This window comes from Candidatus Methanomethylophilus sp. 1R26, assembly GCF_001481295.1.
Lineage (GTDB): Archaea > Thermoplasmatota > Thermoplasmata > Methanomassiliicoccales > Methanomethylophilaceae > Methanomethylophilus.
Genome location: NZ_LOPS01000025.1, coordinates 1 through 25463, shown reverse-complemented (window position 1 = coordinate 25463; position 25463 = coordinate 1). Strand labels below are relative to the sequence as shown.

Below are 25463 nucleotides of genomic sequence, written 5' to 3'. Positions count from 1 at the left end.
AGAGGATATGGCTGGAAGGCGGGAAGGACACCGAGATCCACGGGCCGGCCGCCGAGATACTCTGCGATCTGGCACAGGTGAGGGCGGTGCTCCGCCCCGCCGGCGGGAGGAGATGCTCGTCATGCGGCCGCTCTCCGGAGAGGGTGATCGGCGACGCTTGGGCGGATTTCCCGGACCCGTCGTTCGCATCGGCCTGCGACCGGCTGTACAGCATCCGCGGCGATTCCCCCGAGTGCACCGCATGCCTGCAGAGGACCCGCGCCGCCCTGGTGATGGCCGACGACGGCATGGCCAAAGTGCGCGAGAAGGCCGCCAGGATAGCATCCCGCAGGAGGGATGCGCTGTGATCCGCGGCTGGCCGGCGGACATCCGGGGCCGGGGGCGTTCCGTCCCGGACGGGGATATGGCGGGCATCAGGCAGGCGCCCCCGATGCAGCCGGCCTCCCGCCGCGCTCCCTCGGTCATATCGAGGAGCACCTTCATGGAGGACTACCGCAGGATAATCTCCGGCAATGTCCTCAGCAAGCCCGTCTATGCCGACTGCTGGCTCGTCGGGAGCATCGGGGAGCTCGAGAAATCGGCCGAGTACGACACGCCCAGCGGGCATGTGGTCATCGGCACGGCGGCCGACGGGGAGATGGAGTACAACCTGACGCCGTCGGAATATGCCGGCACCGATGCGGCGGACAGGATGATCGAGGAAGCGATATCGGAGGTCCGCGCCGAGTTCCGGAAGAGCGGCGGCCGCACCGACAGGATGTACATCGCCGGTCTCGCGAGGGATATTCTCGAGCCGTTCTCCGGAGACGTCCTCCTCTCATGCGGCGGGAGCGTCGAGGCCATGGAGGCCGAGATGGAGAGGATGTGCGACATCGTCTACCGCTATTCTGTCGGCCTCGGGGTGTTCGACATCCTGCTCGCGGACCCGAAGCTCGAGGACATCTACATCGACGCCCCCTGCGACAGGAACAGGATCCACGTCACCATGCGCGGGATAGGCGACGGGAACTCCCATGTGCGCTGCCGCACCAATCTTATCGTCGACCGCAGGGAGGTGGACAACCTCATCAACGTGCTCAAGAGGGAATCGGGGCTTCCGTTCTGCGAATCATCGCCCGTGCTGGAGACGGACATGAAGGCCCAGGAGGCGAGGGCGACGGTGGTCGGGTACCCCATGAGCCCCAACGGCGACGCCGTGGCCATAAGGAAGCATTCCTCCGATCCATGGACGCTCACCCGCCTGATCTCCAACGGCACGATGGACGCCGCGACCGCCGGTCTCCTGTCGTTCCTCATACAGAACCGCGCGACCTTCATGATCTGCGGAGCGAGGGGCGCCGGGAAGAGCTCCCTGCTCTCGGCCCTGATGTTCGAGTTCCCATTGTCCCAGAGGATCCTCACCATCGAGGACACCATCGAGCTGCCGGGGGGAGAAGATGAGGAAGATGGGGTACAAGGTGCAGTCCATGCTGGTGGACGACCGCATGGACGGGGACAGCCTGTCGAGGGCCAACGAGGCCCTCAGGGTCTCCCTGAGGCTCGGCGAGTCCGCCATCGTGCTCGGGGAGGTCAGAGGGGAAGAGGCAAGGACGCTGTACCAGAGCATGAGGACCGGCCGCGCCGGGAGCTCGATCCTGGGGACCATCCACGGCGACAGCGCGAGGACCGTGTACGAGAGAGTGGTCCACGACATGGGGATCTCGCCCGAGGCGTTCATGGCCACCGACATCCTCGTGACGCTGGGTTCGTTCCGCGACAGGAGGACGGGGGCGCAGTCCAGGAGGGTCAGCGAGGTGGCGGCCACCACCGACAGGCCGGGGGAGTTCGCCGATCTGTCCGGCAACCGCCTGGATTTCTCGGTGCCGGTCATGCGCAGGGCGCTGGCCTCGTCCGTGGAGACAGAAGAGGAGGCCAGGAACGAGATCAAGGCGAGGTCCATGCTCCGCGGGTACCTGGCGTCCATGGGCGGGCGCTGGGGGGAGCAGTTCTTCAGCCCCGAATGGATCAGCGCCGCGAACGACCATCTGTCGAGGATGGCCGGGAGGAACCCCGACGACATCCTCGCATCGTTCCGGAACAAGGTCTTCGCGGAGACCGGGAAGGACATGGGGGACGGGTCATGAACGATGCCGGAGCGGCATACGCGCCCGAGTTCGGGGAGAATATCAAAAGGAGGGTGCGGACGCGGCAGGCCGAGGACCGGCCGCCTGTCCGCAGCGAGGACGTCCCGAAGCTCCTAAACGAGGCCCCCGGGGTCGTGGGCATCATGTCGACGTCCATATCGGGCGGCGGGTCCCTCGATTCGGCCGTCCGCGCGGTCGCGGAGGACGGCCCGCCGATCTCCAAGAAGATATTCCGCAGGGTGGCCGACCTCGCCGACACCAGGGTCAGGCCGGACATGCGGGCGTCGCTTATATCAGAGCTCTCCCGGCTCCCGGATTCCGCCTCGCCGTACTCTATGGCGATCCATATGGCGGTCTCGGCGTCCGAGGCCCACGCCGAGGATGAGAGGGAGCGCTCGCTCCGCGATGCCTCCGAGATCGCCCTGACCGGTTTGAAAGAGGCCGGGAAGTCCTTCAGCGCATCCCTGAACGCCCCCTGCATGGCGGTGTTCGCCCTCGGCATCATGGTGCCGATGGTCCTCATGTGCATCGTCCCCATGCTGGGTTTCGGGGGCCTGTTCGGCTCTTCGCCCATAGGCATAGAGCAGATCGCCGTCCTGACGCTGGTCGCCGTACCGGCGGCGGTAGCCTGCGTGGTGCTCATGATAAGCCGGCGCAACCCGTTCCTCAAACCGGGGAACGGGGATGCCGGGCTGAGGAACTACGCTCCCCTCATGTCCGTCCCGGTCCTGGCCGCCGTCTGCATGGCCGCCGGGATGGAAGCTGATACCGCAGGATGCATCGGGTGCATTGCGGGAGGAGCGGCATCCTTCGCCGCCGTGCTCCCGGCTTATATGAGGGAATCGGCCAGGAAGAAAATCGCCGTCCACCTGGAGGACGCGGTGTTCGACGCCGGCAACCGCCTGCTCTCCGGCGGGACCTTCGAGGACGCCGCCGTCGGCGCCATCGCCTCGAGGGAGGGATGCGCGGGGGTCGCCGAGGCCCTCAGGAGGGAGTTCGCCGTATGCCGCGGCGACGAGGAGGACGCCGTTGCGAGGGCCCTGTCGCCTGTCTCCGAGACCGTCAGCGATGCGTTCCGCGCGATATGCCGCGCGGCATCGAAGGACCTCAGGGACGCCGGGAAGCTGGCGATCTCCATCGGGAGGCAGATGAAGGACCAGAGGTCGGTCAGGAACGGCATCCGCGCCGAGCTCAGGAGCATGACGGACACCATGTCCGCCACCGCCGTGTTCTTCGCGCCGATGGTGCTGGGACTATCGGTCGCCATGCTGGCGCCTGTATCCTCCCTTTCCGGGTCCGACATCTCCGGCACCTCGTCGGTGCTGGTCCTCTACCTCGCGGAGCTCTGCGTGCTGATCTCCGCGCTCAACTCGTTCCTGGAAGGCGACGCCCGGCCGGAGACCGTGGCCCGCCGCATCTCGATGTTCCTGCCGGTGTCGGCGCTGGTCTTCCTGGTGTCGATGAGCATCCAGCTCTGAAAATCGAGAAAAATAAACGGGGGCGGGATGCCCGCCCCCGGAAAGGTTTCACTCGCACTTGGTCCATCCGCAGGACTTGCAGATGTTGCAGCCGCCCTGGAAGGTGAGCTCGTCGCCGCACTTCGGGCAGGGGTTGAGGACCTTCTTCTTCTCCTTGGGGGCCGCCGGAGGCGCCACCAGGGACGAGGTCTTGATCTGGGTCTTCATCTCCTCGTACATGTCGCTCAGGGCCCAGCCGACGGCCATGGGGCAGCAGGAGCCCTTGCTGGTGTCCTTCTTGGTGAAGCTCCTGACGGCGAACGAGGGGCAGGTGCCGCATGACTTGAGCTGGTCCACGATGTCCTCCACCTGGCATCCGCTCCTGGCGGCCAGGGAGATCATCCTCGAGAGCCCGATCATGAAGTTGTTGCATCCGCCGGTGGATCCCTTGTTGAGGTAGACCTCCATGAGGTCGCCGCTCTTGGGGTCGAAGAACGCTGTGCAGTGGAGGCTGCCGCAGCCGGTCATGAGCTTCCTCTTCTTCCCGATGACGTTGTCGTCGACGATCCTGATCACGCCGCGGGTCCTCGGGACGTTCTTCTCGACGGCCTCCTCCTTCTTGGCCTCCTGCTCCTTCTTCTTCGCCTCCTTCTCCTTGGGGGTGAGGATCCCTAGCCTCTTGCATCCGTCGCGGAAGACAGTGACGCCCTTGCATCCGATCTGCCAAGCGTACATGTAGAGGCCGTAGACGTCCTCCTCGGGGAAGTCCTGGGGCAGGTTGACCGTGGAGGAGATGGACGCATCGATGTGCATCTGCCAGGTTCCCTGCTGGTTGAGCCTCTGCTTGTAGTCGAGGTTCTGGGAGGTGACGAACCACGGCGGGAGCTGGGTATCGTCCTTGAGCCCGTGGCTGTCCATGTACTCCTTGACGACCGCCGGGTAGACGGTGTAGCTCACGTCATGGTCGGAGAGCGACGTGGTCCTCCTCTCGAAGTGGGTGGCGAAGATGGGCTCGATCCCGCCGGAGATCCCGAGCATGGTCGAGAGGGTGCCGGTGGGTGCGATGGTGAGCAGCTGGGAGTTGCGGAGCCCGTGCTTCCTGACGAGCTCGCGGGTCTCCTCCGTGGTGTTCTCCTGGAAGTACGGGGAGGCCATGAGCTCGTCGATGTTGCACTTGGGGAACGCTCCGAACTCGGCGGCGAGCTCGGCCGAGGCGGCGATGGCGGTGTCGGCCATGATGAACCCGAGCCTGTGGCAGAAGTCCATGGCCTCTTTGGTCCCGTACACGAGCTCCATCCTGATGAGCATGTCCGCGAGGCCCATGATGCCGAGGCCGATCTGCCTCCAGTTCCTGACGGAATCGCGCTGCTCCTGCAGCGGGTGGAGGGGGAGGCCCTCGTCGAGGACGTCGTTGAGCGCCCTGACGCAGATCCTCACGGTCTTCCTGAAGTCCTCCTCGTCGAACTTCTTGTCATGGACGAACGCCGCGAGGTTTATCGATCCGAGCAGGCAGCTCCCGCCTGCCGGGAGAGGCTCCTCGGCGCAGGGGTTGGTCCCGGCATAAGAATAATCAGGGAATTCGGAGAGGAGGTTCCACGAGCTGATCCTGTCCCAGAACAGGCAGCCGGGCTCGGCGAAGTCCCAGTTGGCGTAGCAGAGCTTCTTGAAAAACGCGTAGGCATCGAGGTTCTAGTGACGGTGCTGTCCGTCTCGGGCCTGACGAACGTCTGCACGAAGGTCTCGCGGTCCCTCACGCACTCCATGAACTTGTCGGTCACGCGGATGGACATATTGGCCTTGGTGACCCTGTCGACATCCATCTTGACCTGCATGAACTCCTCGAGGTCGGGGTGCTCGCAGGAGAGCGTCAGCATCAGGGCCCCGCGCCTCCCGTGCTGGCCGATGAGGCCGGTGACCATGGAGTACAGGTCGGTGAACGATACCGCGCCGGAGGTCTCGGAGGCGGTGTTGTTTATCTTCGCGCCGCGGGGGGCCAGTTTGGAGAGGTCGATCCCCACCCCTCCGCCGTAGCTGAATGTCCTGGCGGCCTTGCTGGCAGTATCGAATATGGATTCAATGGAATCTTCGGGCGGGGAGAGGACGTAGCAGTTGGAGAACGTGACCTTGAGGCCGGTCTTCTGCAGGCCGCGGTTCGCGAGGATCCTTCCGCCGAACAGGAATTTCTTATCGATGATCAGCTGCCTGAGCTCGGCATCGCCCTCGGAGACACGGTCCAGCCACTGGTCGAACGTCTCCCCGTTGTAACAATATTTCTTGTTCCAGATGTCGATCCCGAGATTGTTGTCAGCCCCCAGCCATTGCTCGATTTCCATGGAGTTCCCCTTTCTCTCGGGCTATCGCAGGGGAGATTAAAAAAGCATAGGCGACTACTTTAAAAACCAATGAATTGGACATATTTTCCTGCTATAACGGCCTCCGAACGCGCTTTCGATGTGCCAGGCGGACAAGCGCGCCGAGCGGGCCGGAAGGCCTTCCCGCGCCCCTCGGAGCACGGACCCGCATATGCAGGGATGGATGGGCCATCCGTTTAGCCTGACCTGAATATTTATGTAGAAGAACAATGTTCATCTCATTGTTCTGCGGGCGCAAGTCCGCCTATCGAGTTTTTCGAGGAGCATCTCATGAACGCTAACGCTGATTCTGATAACGTCGTGAAGACAGGAACGACCACCATCGGGCTGAAGATAAAGGACGGCGTGGTGCTCGCCACCGACCAGAGGGCAACAATGGGCAACCTCATCGCGAACAGCCATGTTCAGAAGGTCTACCCCCTGTCCGACAACATCGGCATGACCATCTCCGGCCTCGTCGGGGACGCTCAGCTCATGGTCAGGTTCATGTCCAGCCAGATCTCCCTCTACGAGATGCAGAAAGGGGCGAAGATCTCTGTGCAGACCGCGGCCACCCTCATGGGCTCCGTCATCCGCCAGGGATTCTACCTCGGCCCCATACTGGCCGGAGTCGACCGCACCGGCGGGCACGTCTTCAGCGTCGACGGCGCCGGAGGGGTGATCGAGGACGATTACACCTCTTCCGGTTCCGGCAGCATCACCGCGTACGGCGCCCTCGAGACCCTCTACAAGCCCGACATGACCGAGGCTGAGGCGATAGATGTCGCCATCTCCGGCCTCAACGCCGCCAGGAGGAGGGACAACTACACCGGCGACGGCATGCTCATCCTCGTGTTCGACTCGAAAGGGTACCACTGGATAGACCAGAGCAAGATCAAGAAGAGGTGCGAGGAGCTGGGATTCAGGTATCCCAACTGAGTTCCGCGCATCGCCGGACCTTTCAAACTTCTTCCCCTATTTTTCGTTCACTTATCTTTTCAGGAAGCCAACATCATGAACGCAGACAGGTATTTCGACAGCCTCCGGGAACAGGTAATGGGCCTGATCCCCTCGGACATGGAGGTCGTCTCCGTAGAGTTCGAAGCGGCAGTCGTAGTGATATACGTCAGGAACTACGACAAGTTCGCCGACAACAGGGATGTGACCAAGAACATAGTCAGCGCCCTCAAGAGGAGGGTCGACATCCGCCCCGACCCCTCCACGCTGGGGGACACTGACGAGACGGAGAAGGCCGTCAGGAAGCTCATCCCGAAGAGCGCCGGCCTCACCGACATCAACTTCATCGAGGAGACCGGGGTCTGCTACGTCGAGGCCATCAACCCGGCGGCCGTTACCCACACCGACGTCCTCGACAACATGAAGAAGGAGACGGGCTGGAACGTCAAGGTCATGCGCTCCCCTCCGATACCCTCCAAGACGATCTCTGACGTGAGAGGATATCTCCGCTACAGCAAGGACGAGAGGCAGAGCATGCTCAAGAAGGTCGCGAGGAACCTCCTCCGCCCGGTGGTGGAAGGCGAGCAGTGGGTCCGCGTCACCGCTCTCGGAGGCTACAGGCAGGTCGGGAGGTCGGCTTCCCTCCTCACCACCAGGAACTCCAAGATCCTCATCGACTGCGGCCTCGACCCCGGGTCCGACAACACCCCGTACTTCTCCGTCCCGGAGGCCATGCCCATCACGGACATCGACGCCGTGGTCATCACCCACGCGCACCTCGACCACTGCGGGACCCTGCCTGCGCTCTTCAAGTACGGCTACAAGGGGCCGGTGTACTGCACCGAGCCCACCAGGGACCTCATGGCCCTGCTGCAGCTCGACAACATCAAGCTCGCGTACGGAGAGGCCAAGAAGAACCTCTACAAGGGCGAGGACGTGAGGAACGAGATCCTCCACACCATCACCCTGAAGTACGGCGAGACCACCGATATCGCCCCTGATGTCAAGCTCACCTTCCAGAACGCCGGGCACATCCTGGGCTCGGCCATCGCCCACTTCCACATCGGCGACGGCCTGCACAACATCGCCTTCACCGGCGATACCAAGTTCGAGAAGACCTGGCTCTTCAACCCGGCGAACACCAAGTTCCCCCGGCTCGAGTCCATGGTCCTCGAGTCAACCTACGGAGGGAAGAAGGACTTCCAGCCCTCCAGGAAAGATGCGTCCGACGAGCTCGGAGAGTTCATCCAGGAAGGATGCAGCAAAGGCGGGAAGATCCTCATCCCCGTCTTCGCCGTCGGGCGTTCACAGGAGGTCATGCTCGTCATAGAGGAGCTTGAAAGGGAAGGCAGGATCCCGCAGCTGCCGGTCTATCTCGACGGTATGATATGGGAGGCCACCGCCATCCATACTGCCTACCCGGAGTACCTGAACAGCGCCCTGAAGGAGAAGATCTTCAACAAGAACGAGAACCCCTTCCTGTCGCCGATATTCCACAGGGTCGAGACCGCGGCCATGAGAGAGGAGATATGCCACTCCCCCCGACCCGTGCATCGTCCTCGCGACAGGCGGTATGATGTCCGGAGGGCCGGTCCTGGAGTACTTCAGGGAATGGGCGGACGATGAGCGCAACTGGCTCCTGTTCGTCGGGTACCAGAGCGAGAACAGCCTCGGAAGGACGATCCAGCGCGGGAGGGCGGACATCACCCTGCCCTTCAAGGGCAAGCCGGTGACCGTCCAGATCAAGATGAACCGCGAGACCGTCGACGGCTTCTCGGGGCACTCGGACCGCAACCAGCTCATGGACTACATCAAGAAGCTCGAGCCGAGGCCGAAGAAGATCATCATCGTCCACGGAGAGGACCGCAAGTGCGTCGATCTGGCATCTTCGATATCCCAGAAGTTCAGGATCTCGACGGTCGCTCCCCAGAACCTCGAGACGGTGAGGCTGAGATGAAGTCCGTCGTCGCCATGACGGGCGCCTCGGGCGCATCTACGGCATAAGGCTCCTGCAGGAGCTCCCGGGCGAGAAGATCCTGGTAATGTCGGACACCGCCAAGAAGATAATCCCCGCTGAGACCGGGCATTCCGTCGAGGAGGTGGAGAAGATGGCCGATGAGGTCTATTCCCAGGACGACCTCATGGCACCAATCGCGTCCGGCACGTTCGATTACGACATAATGTTCGTCGTTCCCTGCACCGAGTCCTCGGTGGCGAAGTTCGCGGCCGGGATGGGCGACGACCTGATCTCCAGGGCCTTCATGTGCGCTCTCAAGGAAGGGAGGAAGACCGTCCTCGTTCCCAGGGAGACCCCCAAGAGCGCCATAATGCTGGAGAATGAGCTGAAGCTTGCCAGGCTGGGCGTCGTGATCCTCGACGCCAACCCTGCGTTCTACCCCAACCCCAAGACGGTGTCCGACATGGTCGATTTCATTGTCGGCAGATGCCTGATGCAGGCCGGCATAGACCAGGACCTCTTCGAGAGATGGGGCTCTTCCGACTGAAGCCCGCACTGCTTCAGGGCGGCCGCCGGAGGGATGGCGCTGTCATCCCGTCCGGCCAGTTACGGTAAATGCGGAGAGAGGGCTTCGGCAGACGTCCGCGCCCCGCAGATGCACTGCAGCGGCCGCGTACGGGCAGAACTGCTGTCGTATACGAATCGGTCTCTCCGGACCCATCATTCCGAATGTGCCAGATGTTCGGAAGAGGCAGCCGGGGCATCTTCGGCAGGCAGGAGGACCGCCGGACGAGAGACCTCGCATGAGATACGCGGAAACCCCGTCTCGGATCAAAAGGAAAAGCGGGGCGGAAAGCCCCGCAGAGGTTTCACTCGAGGTATATCGCAGGCCTTCCGGGGACCGCTACACGCGCCTTCCCGGACGGGTCGTACTTGTTCTCCTCGTCGGCTCCGAACACCTCGGTCTCCATCCCGGTCTCGGCCGCGATGAAGCCGACGGCGGATTTCAGAAGGGATTCCTCGTCGAGCCCGGCGAGGGCCTTCCTGTCCTCGGGGTTCGAGCGCATCAGGTCCACGGCGGTCTTCTTGGCGAATTCGGAGACGGATTTGCCCATCTTCCTCAGGTTCTCGTCCGCCATGCACTTCTTGGTGAGGGCGGGGATGGTGAGCTCTTTGTTCTCGGCCATGGAGATGGCGTCCTTGAGCACCGATACCTTCCAGGCCGGGGTCGTGTAAACGTATGCCTTCTTCACCTCGGTCTTGGCCATCTTCCTGATCTCGTTGATGTCGGAGATGACCTCCTGGATGAGGCCCTCGCCGTATTCCGCGGATGCATCCCTCATGGAGGAATCCGCTTCGGGGAGCTGGGCCTCCGAGGCGAGTCCCTCGAAGCCGGCCTCAGACCACAGCTCCTCGGCCACATGCGGGGTCACCGGCATCATGGCGTTGATCCAGATGCGGAGCGCCTTCCTCACGGTGTCCTTGTTCCTGCCGCTGCGGCGGGCGTACCAGCGCATGTCGTTCGCCATGTCGTAATACACGACAGTGGTCATCGCCCTGAGGTCGTACCTGTCCATAGCCTCCCTGATCTCGGCAAGGTGGGTGTTGAACCTGGAGATGAGCCAGGCGTCGATGTCGCCCGAGGGGACGTCGGCCTCCTGCCCGATGAGGTCCTCCACGGAGCTCATGATGCTCTCCAGCCTCTGCCTGTAGGTGAAGACGATATCCTCGTCCCACTCGACATCGGAGTCCATGGAAGCGACGTTGGCGTAGTACAGCCTCATGGAGTCCGCGCCGTACTTCGCGACGGCTCCGGGGATGGGCTGCGCGCCGCCCTTGGACTTGGAGATCTTGTCCTTGTTCTTCCCGGTGACGTACCAGTTGACCAGGATCCCGCGCGGCTGCATCTTGTCCGGCAGCACGGCGCGGTGGTTCAGCAGGAACACCGGGAAGTGGACGGTCATGTGCTCTTTCCCGCCCAGGTTGATGTCCAGGGGGTACCAGTACTGCACGTCCTTCCTGATCTTATCGAGGAGACCGGCGCTTATCCCGGTAGACGCGGACACCGCGGCAGCATCTCCCTTCTCGAGGATGACGTAGTCGAAGAACTCGGGCTTCATCTGCTCGGGGGTTATCTGCTTGGAGTTGGCGTACAGGGAAATCGTGTAATATACGGGGTACAGGGTGGAATCGGAGATGGGCTCGATGGTCCATTTCTTATCATAGGGGAACTTGGTGCCCAGCCAGTTGCCGAGCCTGACGCATGCCCTCTCGCGGTACCAGTCGAGGACGTTCTGAACGTTCTCATAGTACATCTTGGGGAAGATGGTCATCTTCTTGGCGTTCTCCTTGGTCGCCTCGGTGAGCTTCCTGTCCGCATAGTTGATGAACCACTGGTCGTCGATCCTCTTGATGTGGACCCTGCGCCCGCACCTGCAGACCACTTCCATGGTGAGGTCGCGGAAGATCTCCGCCTCGCCGGAATCGAGCATCCTCTGCTGGCAGATGTCCTTGGCCTTCTCCACACGGACGCCGGCCAGGTCCCCGGCGGCCTCCCTCATGACGCCCATGTGGTAGCCGTCCTTGTACACCTGCTTCTTGGCCTCGTCCAGCAGCTGCCTCTTCTTCTCGGGGTCGGAGACCTTCGGAATGCCGAGCTTCTCGATGATGTCCTCGGCAGGGAAGTCCCCGTATCCCTTGATGGAGATGATGGAGATGGGATTCACGGAGTCGATGACATCCCTGGGGATGCCGTAGACCTTCTCCAGGTCGGGGTTCGCCTTGGCCTCCGCGAGGGAGTTCCAATCGTCGGGGGCGTCGGACGGGCAGGAGGTGACCAGCCCGGTGCCGACGTCGGGGTTGACGAACCCTGCCGGGAAGACCGGGATGACCCTGCCGGTCATCGGGGTGACGCACTTCAGGCCGATGAGGTCCTTCCCGGCGATCTCTCCGACGTGAGAGACGCGTCGAACTGCAGGCCGAGCTTCTCCTCGCACTCCTTCGATACCACCCATTTCTCTCCGTTCTTGGAGATGACGGAGTACGTGATGTCGGGGCGGGCCCAGAAGCAGACCTGCCCGAAGACCGTCTCCGGGCGGAGGGTGGCCGCCACCAGGAAGAACCCTTTCTCGTCGCAGCGGAACTTCAGGAGGGTGTACTCCTGCGTCTCGGCGAGGCCTCCCTTGGAGATGTCCGTCTCGCTGGGGTCCACGGCGACAGGCCCGTCCTGGGGGCAGAAGGGGGCGTAATACGGCTTCTGTATGAGCAGGCCGGCGTCCTTCAGCTTGGAGAACTGCCACTCGATGAACTTGGAGTAGTCGGGATAGAGGGTGCAGGTGAACCTCCTCCAATCGGAGAGGAAACCGAACCTCCTCCAGTAGTCGTTCTGATAGACGTTGTTGAAGAAATGGACGACGTCCATCGGCTCCTTGATCGAATCGATCTCCTCCTGGGTGGCGCCGTTGCGGAGCAGGTAGTCTATGGTCTTGGGGTCCTTGGACACAATCTTCCTGCAGAGGCTGATCGCTCCGTTCCCCGAAGCATGGGTCCCCACGGGGAAGAGCACATTGTAACCCGTCATCCTCTTGTAGCGGGTTATGGCGTCGGTGTAGGAGTATCCCCTCAGATGGCCGACGTGAAGGTACCCTGTGAGCCCGGGGTACGCGAAGATCATCATGAACTTCGGCTTGCCGTCGATCCTCTCGGACTCGTTGAGCTTTCTCTCGGCCCATTTGGCCTGCCACTTCTTCTCCATTTCGGCGTAATCGCGGCTCATCTGCACACCTTATAATGCCCGCGCGATTGTTTGGTATAATATAAGCATGTCACTCGCAGGCATGACAGCGGATGGGCGATCGAGGGAGCAGTCTGCGTATTACGTGCCCGAATCGAATGCTGTCATCCGGCAGATAGGCTTTATATCAGCCGGTGTATAATGGTACTGTATTCGGAAAACGGTCGCTTTCGGCGCATTTTCTGAAACAGATGCCCTTTCTCTTGAAATACAAGAGATATCTGAGAGATATCGAAGAGATATCTCCGTGTATCACATTATAAATAGTAGGACACCATATAGATTCTCCAAGCAGGAAACTGCCCACGCACGAAGGGATGGGACCTAGAGTGCACTCGCAAAGGCGATGTGAAATGGCTGAGAACGACAAGATGACGCTGATCTCTCTGAGACTCACTGATGAGGACATCAAGATCCTCAACCAGTACATGTCGGAGACCGGCATCGACTCCCGTTCGGAGGCCATCCGCAGCGCCATCAGGAGCGTCGGAGCGGAATCTGAGCAGAGGTCGGGCGAGGATGGGATATACGTCAGACTGAGCCAGGTTCAGCTCTTGACCCTTGACAACATGAAGAAGCAGGGGATAATCTTCGACGAGGAGTCCTTCATCAGGCAGCTCGTCCTGGATCAGATCATCCCCAAGGATGCCAAGGAAAGCTCCGCAGCAGACGCCTTCAGGGCCGCGCAGCAGAAAGCGCAGATGCTCTGAAAGACGGTACAGGCCAGCCAGTCAGAAGGGATGGACAGCCGCCTATCGGCTGAAACGCATTTGCAGAAACGTCTTCGATGGGATGGAACATGTCGGGAATTGCAGGTATGGGGAACGATATCGCGTCAGATATCGCGATCGGGGGCGACCCCCGGATAGCGGTGATCGCTGTCGGAGGCGCAGGATGCCGTATCGCTTCGGCGCTCTACGAAAGGGCATGCCGTGCGGATATCATCGCCATAAACACCGACAGGGAGGCCCTTCAGCAGACCTCCGCCGACCGCCGCATATACATATGCAAGGCAGTGACCCAGGGTCTCGGCACCCGCGGGGACGCCGCGCTCGGCAAGAAGTGCGCCCAAATCCACGAGGACGAGATCATGGCCGCCGTCAGAGGATACGATTACGCTCTGATCGTGGCAGGGATGGGAGGAGGAACAGGGACAGGCGCCGCGCCGGTCATCGCAGAGCTCTGCGACAGGGTCGGGGTCGACGCTTCCGCGATGGCCATCATGCCCTTCTCCTTCGAATCCGACAGGGCCTTCAAGGCCGCCGAGGGTTACAGGAGACTCCACTCCATCTGCAAGACCGTCATCAAGGTCAACAACGAGAACGCCCTCAGCATGGGCTACAGGACCATGGACGAGGCGCTCCGCGCCGTCGATGCCGCTGTTGTGAACTTGATATTCGGTTTCATCGAGGATGCTCCGATAATCTCCTCCGAGCATCTGGCGAGGAAGGCCGCCGCAGGCAGCAGCTCTGCCAAGAGGTCCGGGGATTCCGTTCCGGAGACCGTCGGCAGCCTGTCCGGCAAGACGCTTTCCTGAATCATTCTTAAGAGGCTCTCAGAAGCCGATGTCCTCCTGGCTCCCCGGGTTCGTGCCATATCCCGGGGAGCTTCTTTTCTTCCTGCATCATCACGCTGATGATTCCCGGCCGCCGTTCAGAGGCCGGCCGCTTTCAGCCAATCGGAGATCCTCTTCTCGGCCCCGGCCGTTCCGACGCTGCTGCCGGGGACCTCGAGGCCTTCCCCGATCTCCGCATCGGGGCATGCGGCCTTTATGTCGGATTCGCTCCGGCCCATACCGCTTCCTTCGTTGGTGCACAGCGGGAGGATCCTCATGCCGTCGGTGCTGAAGCCCTCCAGGAACGTGAGGACGGCCATGGGCACGGTGCCCCAGTAGTTCGGGTATGCCAGGACCATCGTCCGGTACCCGGTCTTCTCCGGGAAGCCCTCTATCTCGGGCCTCGCCTTCTTCCTCAGGTCGTCCTTGGCCTGCGCGATGCACTCGTCGTAGACATCCGAATACGGGACCTTCTGGCGGATCTCGAAGATATCCGCCCCGACGGAGGCAGCGATGGACTCCGCCGCTCTTTTGGTGTTGCCGACCTTGATGTAGCGCTTGGATCCGCCGAAGTAGTTCTCCCCGGCGCGGGAATAGTATGCGACCAGAATATCGGACATGATGTAAGATATGTCCGAGGAAGTATAAAAGGAAGTATAAGAAAGCAGGAAGGGCCGGCCGGCGGCCGGTCCCCTTCAGAGGTCGGAGATCGCGTCCTTCATGGACTTGACGTACTCTCCGACCTTCTTCACCATGTCGGGCCCTCCCGCATCGATGATCTTTATGATCGCGCTCCCGACGATGGCGCCGTCGGACAGAGATGCCATCTTCCTGGCCTGTTCGGGGGTGGATATGCCGAACCCGACCGCGCAGGGCACGTTCGTGTTCTTCCTGATGACGTCCACCATGGGGGATATATCGGTGGTGATGCTCTTCCTCACGCCGGTGACCCCGAGCGAGGACACGATGTAGATGAAGCCCTGGGCCTCCTTGGCGATCATGCCGATCCTGTTCTCGGAGGTGGGCGCGATCATCGATATCAGGCTGATGCCGTGCTTCTCGCATGCCGGGAGGAAGTCCTGCTTCTCCTCATACGGAACATCGCACAGGAGGAGCCCGCGGACATCGGCCTCGGCGGCCTTCTCGCAGAACCTGTCGGGGCCGTAGGAGTACACGACGTTGGCATAGGTCATGAAGATCATCGGGACCTTCACGTCCTTCCTGAGCTCCTTGGCGAAGAAGAGGATGTCGTCGGTGGTCACCCCGCCCGCAAGGGCGCGCCTGTCGGCCTCCATGATGACGGGGCCCTCGGCGGTGGGGTCGGAGAAGGGTATCCCGAGCTCGATGAGGTCGGCGCCGTTCCTCACGGCCTCCCTGATGATCTTCCCAGTGGTCTCCAGGTCCGGGTCCCCGCAGGTGATGAACGGGATGAACGCCTTGCCGTGGCCGAACGCCTGGGACAGTTCAATCATGGAGGTCGACCCCCCTGTACCTGGCGATGGCTGCGACATCCTTGTCCCCTCTCCCCGACAGGGTCACGACGATGATCTTGTCCTTGGGCATGGTCGGAGCGACCTTCATGGCATAGGCCACCGCATGGGCGGATTCGATGGCGGGGATGATGCCTTCGGTCCTCGAGAGGTACTCGAAGGCCTGCACGGCCTCCTCGTCGGTTATCGCCACGTACTTCGCCCTGCCGATATCGTGCAGGAACGCATGCTCGGGCCCGATCCCCGGATAGTCCAGCCCGGCGGAGATCGAGTACACAGGCGCAATCTGCCCGTACTTGTTCTGGCAGAAGTACGATTTCATCCCGTGGAAGATGCCGACGCTGCCGGTGTTCATGGTCGCGGCGGTCTCCGGGGTGTCGATGCCCTTCCCGGCCGCTTCCGCGCCCACCAGCTCCACGGACTTGTCGCCGATGAAGTCGTAGAACGTTCCGATGGCGTTGGACCCGCCGCCGACGCAGGCGATGAGCATGTCGGGCAGGCGCCCCTCCTTCGACATCAGCTGCTCCCTGATCTCCTTGCCGATGACGCTCTGGAAATCCCTGACGATCGTCGGGAACGGGTGCGGGCCCATGACGGACCCGAGGCAGTAGTGGGTGTCGTCTATGCGGGTGGTCCATTCCCTCATGGCGGCGGAGACCGCGTCCTTGAGGGTCCCGGTCCCGTCGGCCACTCCGCGGACCTCCGCGCCCAGCAGGCGCATCCTGTAGACGTTGAGGGCCTGCCTCTCCATGTCCTTGACGCCCATGAACACGACGCATTCCATGCCCATCAGGGCCGCGGCGGTGGCAGTGGCCACCCCGTGCTGGCCGGCGCCGGTCTCGGCGATGAGCCTGGTCTTGCCCATCTTCTTCGCGAGGAGGGCCTGTCCCAGCACGTTATTGATCTTATGCGCGCCGGTGTGGTTGAGGTCCTCCCTTTTGAGATAGATCTTGGCGCCGCCGAGGTCCTTCGTCATCCTCTCGGCATAATACAGCATGCTGGGCCTGTTGGCGTAGTTCTTGAGCAGGTCCGCGAGCTCCCTCTGGAACTCCGGGTCCTTGCTGTACTTGTTGTAGGCTTCCTCCAGCTCGTTGACCGCGTTCATCAGTGTCTCGGGCATGTACTGCCCGCCGTATTCGCCGAACCTTCCGTTTGGATTTGTCATCTCAATCATCTTCTGCGCATTCGGGGCGTCCGTCCCGGGCGGGGACATCCCTGTCCGCATCCCGCACTGCATCCATGAACCTCCGCATCCTGCGGATGTCCTTCTTACCTTCGGTCTCCGTCCCGGAGCTGGTGTCCACCGCGAACGGCCTCAGGCGCCTCACGGCGTCCCCGACGTTCTCCGGCGTCAGCCCCCCGGCCAGGAAATAGTCCCTGTCGGCTTCCCGCAGGAGCGACCAGTCGAAGGCCCTCCCGGACCCGGAACCCCCGTCCAGCATCACGAGGTCCGCCGAGGACCCCATGGCCAGGCGTACATCTTCTGCGGTCTCCGGGCGGAAGCATTTCATGACCGTCCCGGAGGTCATCCCCCTGAGGCGGCCTATGTATTCTTCCGTCTCGCTGCCGTGGAGCTGGGCTATGTCCACGATCCCTTCGTTGAGGAAGCGGGCGACCCTCTCCGGCGCATCGTCCACGAAGACGCCTACGCGGGAAATCCCCGGGCGGACGGCCTCCGCCAGCTTCTCGGCCGTAATGTCGTCGACGGTCCTGCGGAAGCCCTTCGCCAGGATGAACCCGGCATAGTCCGGGCGGGCCTCGTTGACGAAGCTCACGTCCTCAGGGGTCCGGTTGCCGCAGAACTTGACCTTGGTCAACAGACTCCCCTCAGATGTGCCAGCATGCCTTTCCTGTCCGTGGAGCGCATGAGCGTCTCCCCTATGAGGACGGCGTCCGCCCCCGAGTCCGCGAGCGTGCGGACGTCCTCCGGGGTCCTGATCCCGCTCTCCCCCACGAATATCACGTCGTCCGGGACCAGCGACCTCAGGCGGGCGCTGTTCCTCGGGTCGACGGAGAAGTCGGCCAGGTTGCGGTTGTTCACGCCGATTATCCTCGCGCCGGCGGAGACGGACCTGTCGATGTCGAAGGCGTCGCGGCATTCCACCAATGCTGAAAGTCCCAGGCTGTCGGCCGTGCGGATGAAGTAGGACAGCCTGTCATCGTCGAGCAGGGAGCTGATGAGCAGGACTGCGGACGCGCCCAGGGCCTTGGCCTCGTAGATCATGTACTCGTCGACCACGAAGTCCTTCCTCAGGCACGGTATCTTCACCGACGAGGCGATCTCGCGCAGGTACTCGGTGCTCCCCAGGAACCAGCGGGGCTCGGTGAGCACGGAGATGGCGTTGGCCCCTCCGGCCTCGTAGTCCTCGGCAATGCTGAGGTACGGGAAGTCCCTGGCTATTATGCCCTTGGAGGGGGACGCCTTCTTCACCTCGCAGATGAAGGAGATGCCGCCGCGCGAACGGAGGGCCTTCTCGAAGGGGAAGCCGGTATCGGACCCCATCATGCGGGCCCTCTCGCGGAGGACCTTCATGGGCACGCGCCTGCGGGACTCCTCCACCCTGGCCCTCGTGTCGGCCGCTATGTCGTCGATGATGCTGCTGCTCATGTTCTCAGATGTTGGACAGCTCCTTCAGGGAGTCGAGCTGCCTGAGCGCGGAACCGTCGGCCAGCAGTTTCCTGGCCAGTTCGACGCCGTCGGCCATGTCCGCCGCCTTGCCGGCGCAGTAGAGGCCGGCCGCGGAGTTCAGGAGGACGATGTCGCGCTTAGGCCCGTATTCTCCGCTCAGGATGTTGCGGGTGATCTTGGCGTTGGCCTCGGGGGAACCGCCGGAGGCATCGGATTTCATGCATCTCCCTATCCCGAAGTCTTCGGGGGCGATCTCGTAGGAGTCGTACTTCCCCCCGTTGACCTCGCACACGGAGGTCGGGGCGCTGCAGGAGATCTCGTCGAACCCGTCCTGCCCGTAGACCACCATGCCCTTCTCGACGCCCAGCTGGGTCAGCACGCGGGCGAGCGGGTCGACCAGGGACTTGTCGTAGACGCCGAGCACCATGTAGGCGGGGCGGCCGGGGTTGGTGAGCGGGCCGAGGATGTTGAAGACGGTCCTGATCCCGAGCTCCTTCCTTATGGGCCCGACGTACTTCATCGAGCTGTGGTAGTCCTGGGCGAAGAAGAAGCACATGCCAGGGTCCTTCAGGAGGCTGACGGCCTTCTCCGGGCTCTGGTGGATGTTGACCCCCAGCGCCTCGAGGACGTCGGCCGCCCCCGACTTGGAGGACGCTGCCCGGTTGCCGTGCTTCGACACCTTGGCTTTGGATGCGGAGATGACGAACGCGGAGGTGGTGGAGATGTTGAAGCTCCCGGCACCGTCCCCGCCGGTCCCCACGATCTCGAGGGTCTTGTAGGGGTTGTCCACCTTCAGCGCATGGTCGCGCATGGCCGCGGCGCACCCGGATATCTCGTCGATGGTCTCGGCCTTGGTGCTCTTGGTGGACAGCGCCGCCAGGAACGCTGCGTTCTGGGTGGGCGTGGTCTTGCCGGTCATGATCTCGTCCATGACCTGGTAGGCCTCATCGTAGGTGAGGTCCTTCTTGTCAACGATCTTGATGATTGCTTCTTTTATCATATTGTCCGCTCCTTCTTCCCGGTCTCGATCCCCGCTATCGCAAGGAAGTTGGCCAGTATCTTCGTCCCCTCGGGGGTCATCACCGACTCGGGATGGAACTGGAGGCCGTAGACGCGGCCCCCCTTCAGCCTCACGGCCATAATTTCGCCGTCGTCCGTCTCTGCTATGGTCTCCAGGCATTCCGGCATCGTCGACGGGTCCGCCGCCAGCGAGTGGTACCTCGCCACGGTGATGCGCTCCGGGAGCCCCCTGAATATGGGGTCCTCCGTGTCGATCTTTGCTTCGGACGTCTTGCCGTGCATCAGGTGCTTGGCGTGGACAATCTTCGCCCCGTACGCCTGGCATATAGCCTGGTGGCCGAGGCAGACGCCCAGGATGGGGTACTTCCCGCCCAGCTCCCTGACGGTGTCCACGCTCACGCCCGCGTCCTCCGGCCTGCCGGGGCCGGGGGAGATGATGATGGCCTGGGGGGCGAGGGCGTCGATCTGCTTCACGGTCATCTCGTCGTTCCTGACCACGCGGATGTCTGGGTCAAGCTCTCCGATGCACTGGTACAGGTTGTAGGAGAAGCTGTCGTAGTTGTCGATGAGCAGTATCACAGGTCCTCATCCTCCGCTTTCTTCAGGGCGAAGACCACGGCCGCGGCCTTGTCGAGGCATTCCTTGTATTCTCTGTGCGGCTGGGAATCGGCGACGATCCCTGCGCCCGACCTGATGAAGACCTTGCCGTTCTTCTTGTAGGCGAGGCGGATGCCGATGCAGAGGTCCAGGTTCCCGCCGAAGCCGATGTAGCCGAACCCGCCGCCGTAGATCCCGCGCTTGCAGTTCTCCAGGGAGTTGATGATCTGGCACGCCCTGATCTTGGGGGTCCCGGACAGGGTCCCGGCCGGGAGGACGGCGCCGACCGCGTCGAGAGCGTCCTTACCGCGGGCGATCTCTCCGCGGACGCTGGACCCGATGTGCATCACATGGGAGTAGCGCTCGATGCAGTGGAACCTCTCCACCTTCACCGTCCCGAACTCGGAAATCTTCCCGATGTCGTTCCTGCCGAGGTCCACCAGCATGTTGTGCTCGGCGAGCTCCTTGGGGTCCTTCAGCAGGCCCTCGGCGAGCTCCCTGTCCTCTTCCTCGGTCTTCCCGCGGGGGCGGGTGCGGCCAGGGGGAAGGTGTGCAGGACGCCGTCCTCCAGCTTGACCAGGGTCTCCGGCGAGGCGCCGGCGACCTCCATGTCGGAACCGGAGAAGTAGAACATGTAGGGGGAGGGGTTGACCGTCCTCAGCACCCTGTAGGTGTTGAAGAGGCTGCCCTCGTAATCGGCCTCCAGCCTGTTCGAGAGGACCACCTGGAATATGTCCCCCTCGTAGATGCGCTCCTTGGCCTTCTCGATCATGGAGCAGTACTGCTCCTCGGTGAAGAACGGCCTGATCTCGGACTTCAGGCGGCCAGAGAGGTCCGGCTTGGGCGCCCCCGTGCCTGACGATCTCCTCCATCTGGCGGATGTCGGACTCGGCGCGGTTGTAATCGGTGTCCAGCCTGCTCAGGTTCACGTTGGCGATCAGGAGGAGCTTCTGGGCGAAGTTGTCGAAGACACGACCCTGTCGAAGAGCATGAGGTCGATGTCGTTGAACATCTCATCATCCTTCGCGTCCAGGTCCAGCGACGGCTCGGCGTATTTCAGATAGTCGTAGGAGAAGTATCCGACGAGGCCGCCGGTGAACGGGGGGAACCCGTCGACCTTCGGGCTCCTGTACTTGCCGAGGACCTGCCTGATGTAGCTGTTGGGGTCGCGGGTCTCGAACTCGAGGTCGCCGACCTTCATCTTCCCGTTGCGGATGCTGATCCCCATCTTGGGGTCGAACCCGAGGAAGGTGTAGCGTCCCCTCCTCTTGGTCGCATCCGCGCTCTCGAACATGTAGCAGTGGCCCGAGACGTTCATCAGCGCCCTCATGACCTCGATGGGGGTCCTGAAGTCGGAGAGGATCTCCCTGCGCACGGGGCAGATGTCGTACCTGCCGTCCGCGGCGTACTTCCTGACCTCCTCGATGGTTGGTGTGAGCATTTTTCTCATCTCTGTATTCTTATGTACATTAATGATGTTTTAAGAACGATACTTGGAATCTGGCTCAGGGATATAAACATATGTCTCAAAAATGGTATTAATGAACATAAGTATACATTATTATGCGCAAAAATGCAGGATGCGCAGGTGCAGAATGCGTCGGAGAGGCCGCTTGCCAGGAGCGGTTCGGCGCAGAAAGCGGGATGAGAACAGAAGCGGGAAGAGGTTTGGGAAGAGGTTTGCCGGGAAGAAATCCCTCGGATCAGGCGCTGTTCTTCATCGCGTCGTAGCCCATGTCGAAGGCGGCGGCGTTGAGGTCCCTGAACTTGGCCGGGACGGTCTCGAGGAGGACCTCCTTGAGCAGGTCCTTCCCGATCGGGAACCCATCGGCGGCGGCCACGGCGCCGATCATGACGGCATTGGCGGCCACGGCCTTGCCGGCCTTCACGGCAATCTCCGTTGCCCTGACGGTAAGGACGCGGCTGCAGCTCTTCTTCGCTTCGGCGACCAGGCTGCCGATGTCCGGATAGGTATCGAACCCGGCGGCCACGTTCCCGGGGTAGACCGGATCGAGGTTCATGAGGACGACCGATCCGCGGTTCCCCATCGGAAGGCTGCGGACGGCCTCGACCGGCTCGAAGGCCATGATGAGGTCGGCATTGCCGGCTGCCTCGAGGGGGCTGTAGACCTCGTCCCCGAACCTGACGGTGGAGGTGACGCTGCCGCCCCTCTGGGCCATCCCGTGGACCTCGCTCATCATCACCCTGTGCCCGGCGCGCATCGCGGCGTTCCCGAGCACCATGGAGGCGAGCAGGACCCCCTGCCCTCCGACCCCCGACGATCTGGACTGAGTACTTCATTGCCTCACCTCTATGCACTTCTTGGGGCAGACATCGGCGCACATCCCGCACCCGATGCACTGGGACGGGTCCACCTGCACCGCGCCGTCCTTCTTGATGAGGGCGGGGCAGGCGATGGTGTTCAGGCAGGTGTAGCATCTGACGCACCTGTCCTGGTCCACAACGCAGACCTTCTTCTCCAGCCTCTTCTCCTTCTTAAGGAGCAGGGGGCAGGGGCACTTGCTGATGACCACTGCGACCCCGTCGAACGCGAGGGCCTCCTTCATGACGTCCGCGGCCGCCCTGACGTTGTACGGGTTGACGGTGCGGACGAACTTCACTCCCAGGCCCTTCACGACGCCCTCGATGTCGACGGCATCGGTGTCAATGCCTCCGAAGTGGCGCCCGGTGCCGGGGTTGGGCTGGTGGCCGGTCATGGCCGTGGTGCGGTTGTCCAGGATGACCATGACGATGTTGTGGTGGTTGAACAGCGCCGAGGTCAGCGGGGGGACGCCCGCGTGGAAGAAGGTGGAGTCCCCGATGAACGAGATCGGCTTCTGGTCGGTGGCCTGCGCGAAGCCTCCGGCGGCCCCTGCGCCCCCGCCCATGCAGATGATGAAGTCCGCGGTGCGGAAGGGAGGCTGGACGCGAGGGTGTAGCAGCCGATATCTGAGCAGTAGACCACGGGGGTCCTGCCGACGGCCTTCTTCACGGCGGCGTACATCCCGCGGTGGGGGCATCCGGCGCAGAGCGACGGGGGCCTTCCGGGGATCTTCAGCGAGCTCTTGGGCATGGGCTCGGGGGTCTCCCTGACATCAACGAGGCCTTTCAGCCTCTTCATGGTGTCCGGGGAGTACTCCCATTCCCTCGGGAGGGTGCCGTCCCTCTTGCCGTGCACCGGGACGGAGATGCCGTTCTGGGCGCAGATCCTGAGGACCTGGTCCTCGAGGAAGGGCTCGAGCTCCTCGGCGACGATGACCATCCTCTTGCCTCTGACGAAATCGGCGATCTTCTTCTCCGGCACCGGGTTGGTGAACCCCAGTTTGAGGATGGAGACACCGGAGACGAACTCCTTTACATAGCAGTAGGCGACGCCGGAGGTGATGACGCCGACGTCCCCGCTGCCCTCGATGCGGTTCAGGGGGGAGCTCTCGGAGAGCTCTTCGGCCGCCTTCATCTTCTCCAGCAGCCTGACGCGGTTGTGGATGGCGTAGGCCGGGATGTTGACGAAGCAGGCATCGTCCTTGTCGAAGTGCCCCTTGGCGGGGGTATCGGTGCGGATCTTCCCGAGCTCGACAGGGGACCTGGCGTGGTTGACGCGGGTGGTGGTCCTGTAGAGCAGCGGGAGGCCGAGCCGCTCCGATATCTCGTAAGCGGGGGCGATGAAGTCCTTCGCCTCCTGGGGGTTCGAGGGCTCCACCATCGGGATGAGGGCGAGGGTCGAGTAGTACCTGTTGTCCTGCTCGTTCTGCGAGCTGTGCGCCGAGGGGTCGTCGGCGGACATGATGAGCATACCCGCCCTGACGCCGGCGTAGGCGAGGGTCATCATGGGGTCGGCGGCCACGTTAAGCCCGACATGCTTCATGAACGTGAACGACCTGACGCCCGACGATGCGGCGGCCGCGGCCACCTCGACCGCTGTCTTCTCGTTGGACGAGAACTCGAAGTACATGCCGGCCTTGTCCGAATATACCTCGAGGAGGTTCCCGACCTCTGACGAAGGAGTGCCTGGATATGTCGAGGCGAACCTGACCCCAGCCTCGAACAGGCCGCGGGTGATCGCCTCGTTCCCGAGGAGCAGCTGCTTCCCGTTTTCTGCTAGAAGATCTGCCATGCGATTCATTTCCCGGAAGGCCGAAAACCCTTCAACATGCTTCCGCATGGAATCTTCCTTTATATTATGCGCGCGGGAATGGACATATATGGCGGGGACACAGGCATATGCGTTCTGCCCGCAGACCGCCGGAACAGACCTGATATCGGCGCTCCCGCTGCATGCAGACCGTTCCGTGTATATACCCAGAGAACGGATAGTCCGAGCATGGCATTCGACGGCAGAGCGAACATCGTCGAGATCGACGACAGCGACAGGGTGGTCGTCTTCGATCTTTACCGGAAGAAGAAGATCTCAGGGACGAAACTGGGCCCCATCCTGGGCGTCAGCGACCTCTCCACCCCCTTCAAAGTATCCCTGGAACTCGCCGGCATATATCCGGGGGACCCCAGGAACAAGTACATCGATGCGGGGAACGCCCTGGAACCGGTGATCAGGAATTACGTGAGGAAGAACGCCCAATCCCTCCTTCCCGGCATACTGGGTATACCGCAGTCGGAGCAGCTGACGGTGGAGGAGCCGGTCCCCCGCGAGAAATGCGGATACGATCATTTCCACGACAGCAAAGTCTTCGGCGGTCTGGTCGACGGCTATATCGGGTACGAAGGGAGGAGGCAGGCCGTCCTGGAGATCAAGACCTCCGGCAACCGCCCCAAATGGCTGGATTCCGAGGGGAAGGTATCGGTCATCCCGGAGACCTACATGCTCCAGGCGGGGCTGTACGCCCAGCTGTCAGGCCTTGACAGGATCGTCTTCGCCGTCGGCTTCCTGGAGGACCAGGATTACGACCGTCCCGGGAACTGGGTCCCTTCGCCGGAGAACTGCGCGGTCATCGCCGTCGACCGTCCGGACATGGCCAAGCCAATGAAGGATGCCGAGACATGGTACCACGAGTACATCGACAGAGGGGAGACGCCGCAGTGGACCGATGCCGACGCCGATCTCGTGAAATGGCTGAAGTCCTACGATCCGAAGGCCGCCTCGAAAGCGAGGAAAGGGAACGGGGGCAGCGGGCACAGAAGGCGCTTCTGAACCGGGCCGGGCTCGGAAGCCGATGCCCCGCCCCTGCATCAGGGGAGAATGAAGCAGGCCTGTCCTCAGGGATGCGTCATGCTCCGCGCACGCGGGAGCAGACGCGAACGATATAAACCAGGTAAGCATCTGCGGTTCAGCTGCAGGGGTAGCCGAGCCAGGTCAAAGGCGCAGGACTTAGGATCCTGTACTTAGCGTTTCCGGGGTTCGAATCCCCGCCTCTGCACCTGAGTTTTCTTTATCTGGCATATTGATTCTGCATCGCTGCGGATCTTGAATCCTTTCCGTTCAGGCAGCGGATCCCGCATGTTCTGATCCGGCAGGAAAATCTGGGATCTGGGACATTCTTAGATCCCGAAAAATAATACTTCGAAACGGGTTGACCGGG

The 25463-nt window shown here is 62.3% G+C and carries 22 protein-coding genes, 1 tRNA gene and 4 pseudogenes; 12 read left to right on the top strand and 15 right to left on the bottom strand.

The annotated features are described in order from the left end of the window. Window positions 1–347, top strand: a pseudogene (locus tag AUQ37_RS05215) (hypothetical protein); the annotation flags it as partial. Window positions 348–531: 184 nt separating this feature from the next. Here AUQ37_RS05215 and AUQ37_RS11080 read toward each other — a convergent pair. Continuing rightward, window positions 532–873 (bottom strand): hypothetical protein, encoded by a 342-nt coding sequence (locus AUQ37_RS11080; protein ID WP_201013774.1) that lies wholly within the window; start codon window positions 871–873, stop codon window positions 532–534. Here AUQ37_RS11080 and AUQ37_RS13240 point away from each other — a divergent pair. The 3 genes and pseudogenes from AUQ37_RS13240 to AUQ37_RS05205 form a co-directional block, all read left to right on the top strand. Continuing rightward, a pseudogene (locus tag AUQ37_RS13240) lies at window positions 758–1366 on the top strand (ATPase, T2SS/T4P/T4SS family); the annotation flags it as partial. The gene AUQ37_RS11080 and the pseudogene AUQ37_RS13240 sit on opposite strands and share 116 nt — an antisense overlap. Before the next feature lie 70 nt (window positions 1367–1436). Next, window positions 1437–2123 (top strand): ATPase, T2SS/T4P/T4SS family, encoded by a 687-nt coding sequence (locus tag AUQ37_RS12960; protein ID WP_201013772.1) that lies wholly within the window; start codon window positions 1437–1439, stop codon window positions 2121–2123. Further along, the gene (locus AUQ37_RS05205) at window positions 2120–3601 is read left to right on the top strand and encodes a hypothetical protein (protein ID WP_058747694.1); all 1482 of its coding nucleotides are present in this window, start codon (window positions 2120–2122) and stop codon (window positions 3599–3601) included. The genes AUQ37_RS12960 and AUQ37_RS05205 overlap by 4 nt, the downstream gene beginning before the upstream one ends. Before the next feature lie 48 nt (window positions 3602–3649). Here AUQ37_RS05205 and AUQ37_RS12370 read toward each other — a convergent pair. After that, window positions 3650–5913: pseudogene (locus AUQ37_RS12370) on the bottom strand (adenosylcobalamin-dependent ribonucleoside-diphosphate reductase). A 309-nt stretch (window positions 5914–6222) separates the two neighbouring features. Between AUQ37_RS12370 and AUQ37_RS05195 the strand changes: the two are divergent. The 4 genes from AUQ37_RS05195 (at window position 6223) to AUQ37_RS05185 (ending at window position 9392) form a co-directional block, all read left to right on the top strand. After that, on the top strand, window positions 6223–6870 hold the full coding sequence (locus AUQ37_RS05195) for a proteasome subunit beta (RefSeq protein WP_058747693.1): 648 nt from the start codon (window positions 6223–6225) through the stop codon (window positions 6868–6870). A 75-nt stretch (window positions 6871–6945) separates the two neighbouring features. Further along, on the top strand, window positions 6946–8514 hold the full coding sequence (locus AUQ37_RS05190) for a beta-CASP ribonuclease aCPSF1 (protein ID WP_235584957.1): 1569 nt from the start codon (window positions 6946–6948) through the stop codon (window positions 8512–8514). Beyond that, window positions 8465–8845, top strand: a complete 381-nt coding sequence (locus tag AUQ37_RS12365; protein WP_235584956.1) for an MBL fold metallo-hydrolase RNA specificity domain-containing protein — start codon at window positions 8465–8467, stop codon at window positions 8843–8845. The genes AUQ37_RS05190 and AUQ37_RS12365 overlap by 50 nt, the downstream gene beginning before the upstream one ends. A 34-nt stretch (window positions 8846–8879) precedes the next feature. After that, window positions 8880–9392: a UbiX family flavin prenyltransferase gene (locus tag AUQ37_RS05185; RefSeq protein WP_082662424.1), complete on the top strand. Its 513-nt coding sequence runs from the start codon at window positions 8880–8882 to the stop codon at window positions 9390–9392. Window positions 9393–9714: 322 nt separating this feature from the next. Here the strand turns inward: AUQ37_RS05185 and AUQ37_RS05180 are convergent, their stop codons facing one another. Together AUQ37_RS05180 and AUQ37_RS12360 are read right to left on the bottom strand one after the other, a co-directional pair. Continuing rightward, on the bottom strand, window positions 9715–11859 hold the full coding sequence (locus AUQ37_RS05180) for a class I tRNA ligase family protein (RefSeq protein ID WP_235584955.1): 2145 nt from the start codon (window positions 11857–11859) through the stop codon (window positions 9715–9717). Continuing rightward, window positions 11763–12620 (bottom strand): class I tRNA ligase family protein, encoded by an 858-nt coding sequence (locus AUQ37_RS12360; RefSeq protein ID WP_235584954.1) that lies wholly within the window; start codon window positions 12618–12620, stop codon window positions 11763–11765. Before AUQ37_RS12360 ends, AUQ37_RS05180 begins: the two co-directional genes overlap by 97 nt. 371 nt (window positions 12621–12991) lie before the next feature. Between AUQ37_RS12360 and AUQ37_RS05175 the strand changes: the two genes are divergently transcribed. Both AUQ37_RS05175 and AUQ37_RS05170 read left to right on the top strand, forming a co-directional pair. Further along, window positions 12992–13348 (top strand): ribbon-helix-helix domain-containing protein, encoded by a 357-nt coding sequence (locus AUQ37_RS05175; protein ID WP_058747692.1) that lies wholly within the window; start codon window positions 12992–12994, stop codon window positions 13346–13348. 89 nt (window positions 13349–13437) lie between these two features. Further along, window positions 13438–14175, top strand: a complete 738-nt coding sequence (locus tag AUQ37_RS05170) for a cell division protein FtsZ (protein WP_058747696.1) — start codon at window positions 13438–13440, stop codon at window positions 14173–14175. Window positions 14176–14291: 116 nt separating this feature from the next. On the opposite strand, the gene AUQ37_RS05165 is transcribed toward AUQ37_RS05170, so the two are convergent. From AUQ37_RS05165 to AUQ37_RS05120, 11 genes and pseudogenes are all read right to left on the bottom strand, one after another. Then, on the bottom strand, window positions 14292–14813 hold the full coding sequence (locus tag AUQ37_RS05165) for a flavodoxin (protein ID WP_058747691.1): 522 nt from the start codon (window positions 14811–14813) through the stop codon (window positions 14292–14294). Between the two features lie 75 nt (window positions 14814–14888). Then, complete coding sequence (gene trpA / locus AUQ37_RS05160; RefSeq protein WP_058747690.1) at window positions 14889–15665, bottom strand: tryptophan synthase subunit alpha; 777 nt, start codon at window positions 15663–15665, stop codon at window positions 14889–14891. Beyond that, a complete protein-coding gene (gene trpB, locus AUQ37_RS05155; RefSeq protein WP_058747695.1) occupies window positions 15658–16848 on the bottom strand; it encodes a tryptophan synthase subunit beta in 1191 nt (396 codons plus the stop codon). Before trpB ends, trpA begins: the two co-directional genes overlap by 8 nt. Before the next feature lies 1 nt (window position 16849). Continuing rightward, a complete protein-coding gene (locus AUQ37_RS05150) occupies window positions 16850–17500 on the bottom strand; it encodes a phosphoribosylanthranilate isomerase (protein ID WP_058747689.1) in 651 nt (216 codons plus the stop codon). Then, entirely contained in the window at window positions 17497–18291 is a 795-nt protein-coding gene (trpC, locus tag AUQ37_RS05145) for an indole-3-glycerol phosphate synthase TrpC (RefSeq protein WP_058747688.1), read from the bottom strand. The genes AUQ37_RS05150 and trpC overlap by 4 nt, the downstream gene beginning before the upstream one ends. Before the next feature lie 4 nt (window positions 18292–18295). Then, window positions 18296–19312 (bottom strand): anthranilate phosphoribosyltransferase, encoded by a 1017-nt coding sequence (trpD, locus tag AUQ37_RS05140; RefSeq protein WP_058747687.1) that lies wholly within the window; start codon window positions 19310–19312, stop codon window positions 18296–18298. Beyond that, window positions 19309–19911: an aminodeoxychorismate/anthranilate synthase component II gene (locus AUQ37_RS05135; protein ID WP_058747686.1), complete on the bottom strand. Its 603-nt coding sequence runs from the start codon at window positions 19909–19911 to the stop codon at window positions 19309–19311. The genes trpD and AUQ37_RS05135 overlap by 4 nt, the downstream gene beginning before the upstream one ends. After that, window positions 19908–21370 (bottom strand): annotated as a pseudogene (locus AUQ37_RS13605) (anthranilate synthase component I family protein). Before AUQ37_RS13605 ends, AUQ37_RS05135 begins: the two are co-directional and overlap by 4 nt. A 262-nt stretch (window positions 21371–21632) precedes the next feature. After that, window positions 21633–22172 (bottom strand): indolepyruvate oxidoreductase subunit beta, encoded by a 540-nt coding sequence (locus AUQ37_RS05125; protein WP_235584953.1) that lies wholly within the window; start codon window positions 22170–22172, stop codon window positions 21633–21635. A gap of 54 nt (window positions 22173–22226) precedes the next feature. Further along, complete coding sequence (locus tag AUQ37_RS12355) at window positions 22227–22817, bottom strand: thiamine pyrophosphate-dependent enzyme (RefSeq protein WP_235584952.1); 591 nt, start codon at window positions 22815–22817, stop codon at window positions 22227–22229. Then, entirely contained in the window at window positions 22709–24043 is a 1335-nt protein-coding gene (locus tag AUQ37_RS05120) for a hypothetical protein (RefSeq protein WP_235584951.1), read from the bottom strand. The genes AUQ37_RS12355 and AUQ37_RS05120 overlap by 109 nt, the downstream gene beginning before the upstream one ends. Before the next feature lie 207 nt (window positions 24044–24250). Here AUQ37_RS05120 and AUQ37_RS05115 point away from each other — a divergent pair, with 207 nt between their 5' ends. Both AUQ37_RS05115 and AUQ37_RS05110 read left to right on the top strand, forming a co-directional pair. Further along, on the top strand, window positions 24251–25075 hold the full coding sequence (locus AUQ37_RS05115) for a YqaJ viral recombinase family protein (RefSeq protein WP_058747685.1): 825 nt from the start codon (window positions 24251–24253) through the stop codon (window positions 25073–25075). Between the two features lie 142 nt (window positions 25076–25217). After that, window positions 25218–25301, top strand: a tRNA-Leu gene (locus AUQ37_RS05110). The last annotated feature ends 162 nt before the right edge of the window (window positions 25302–25463 follow it).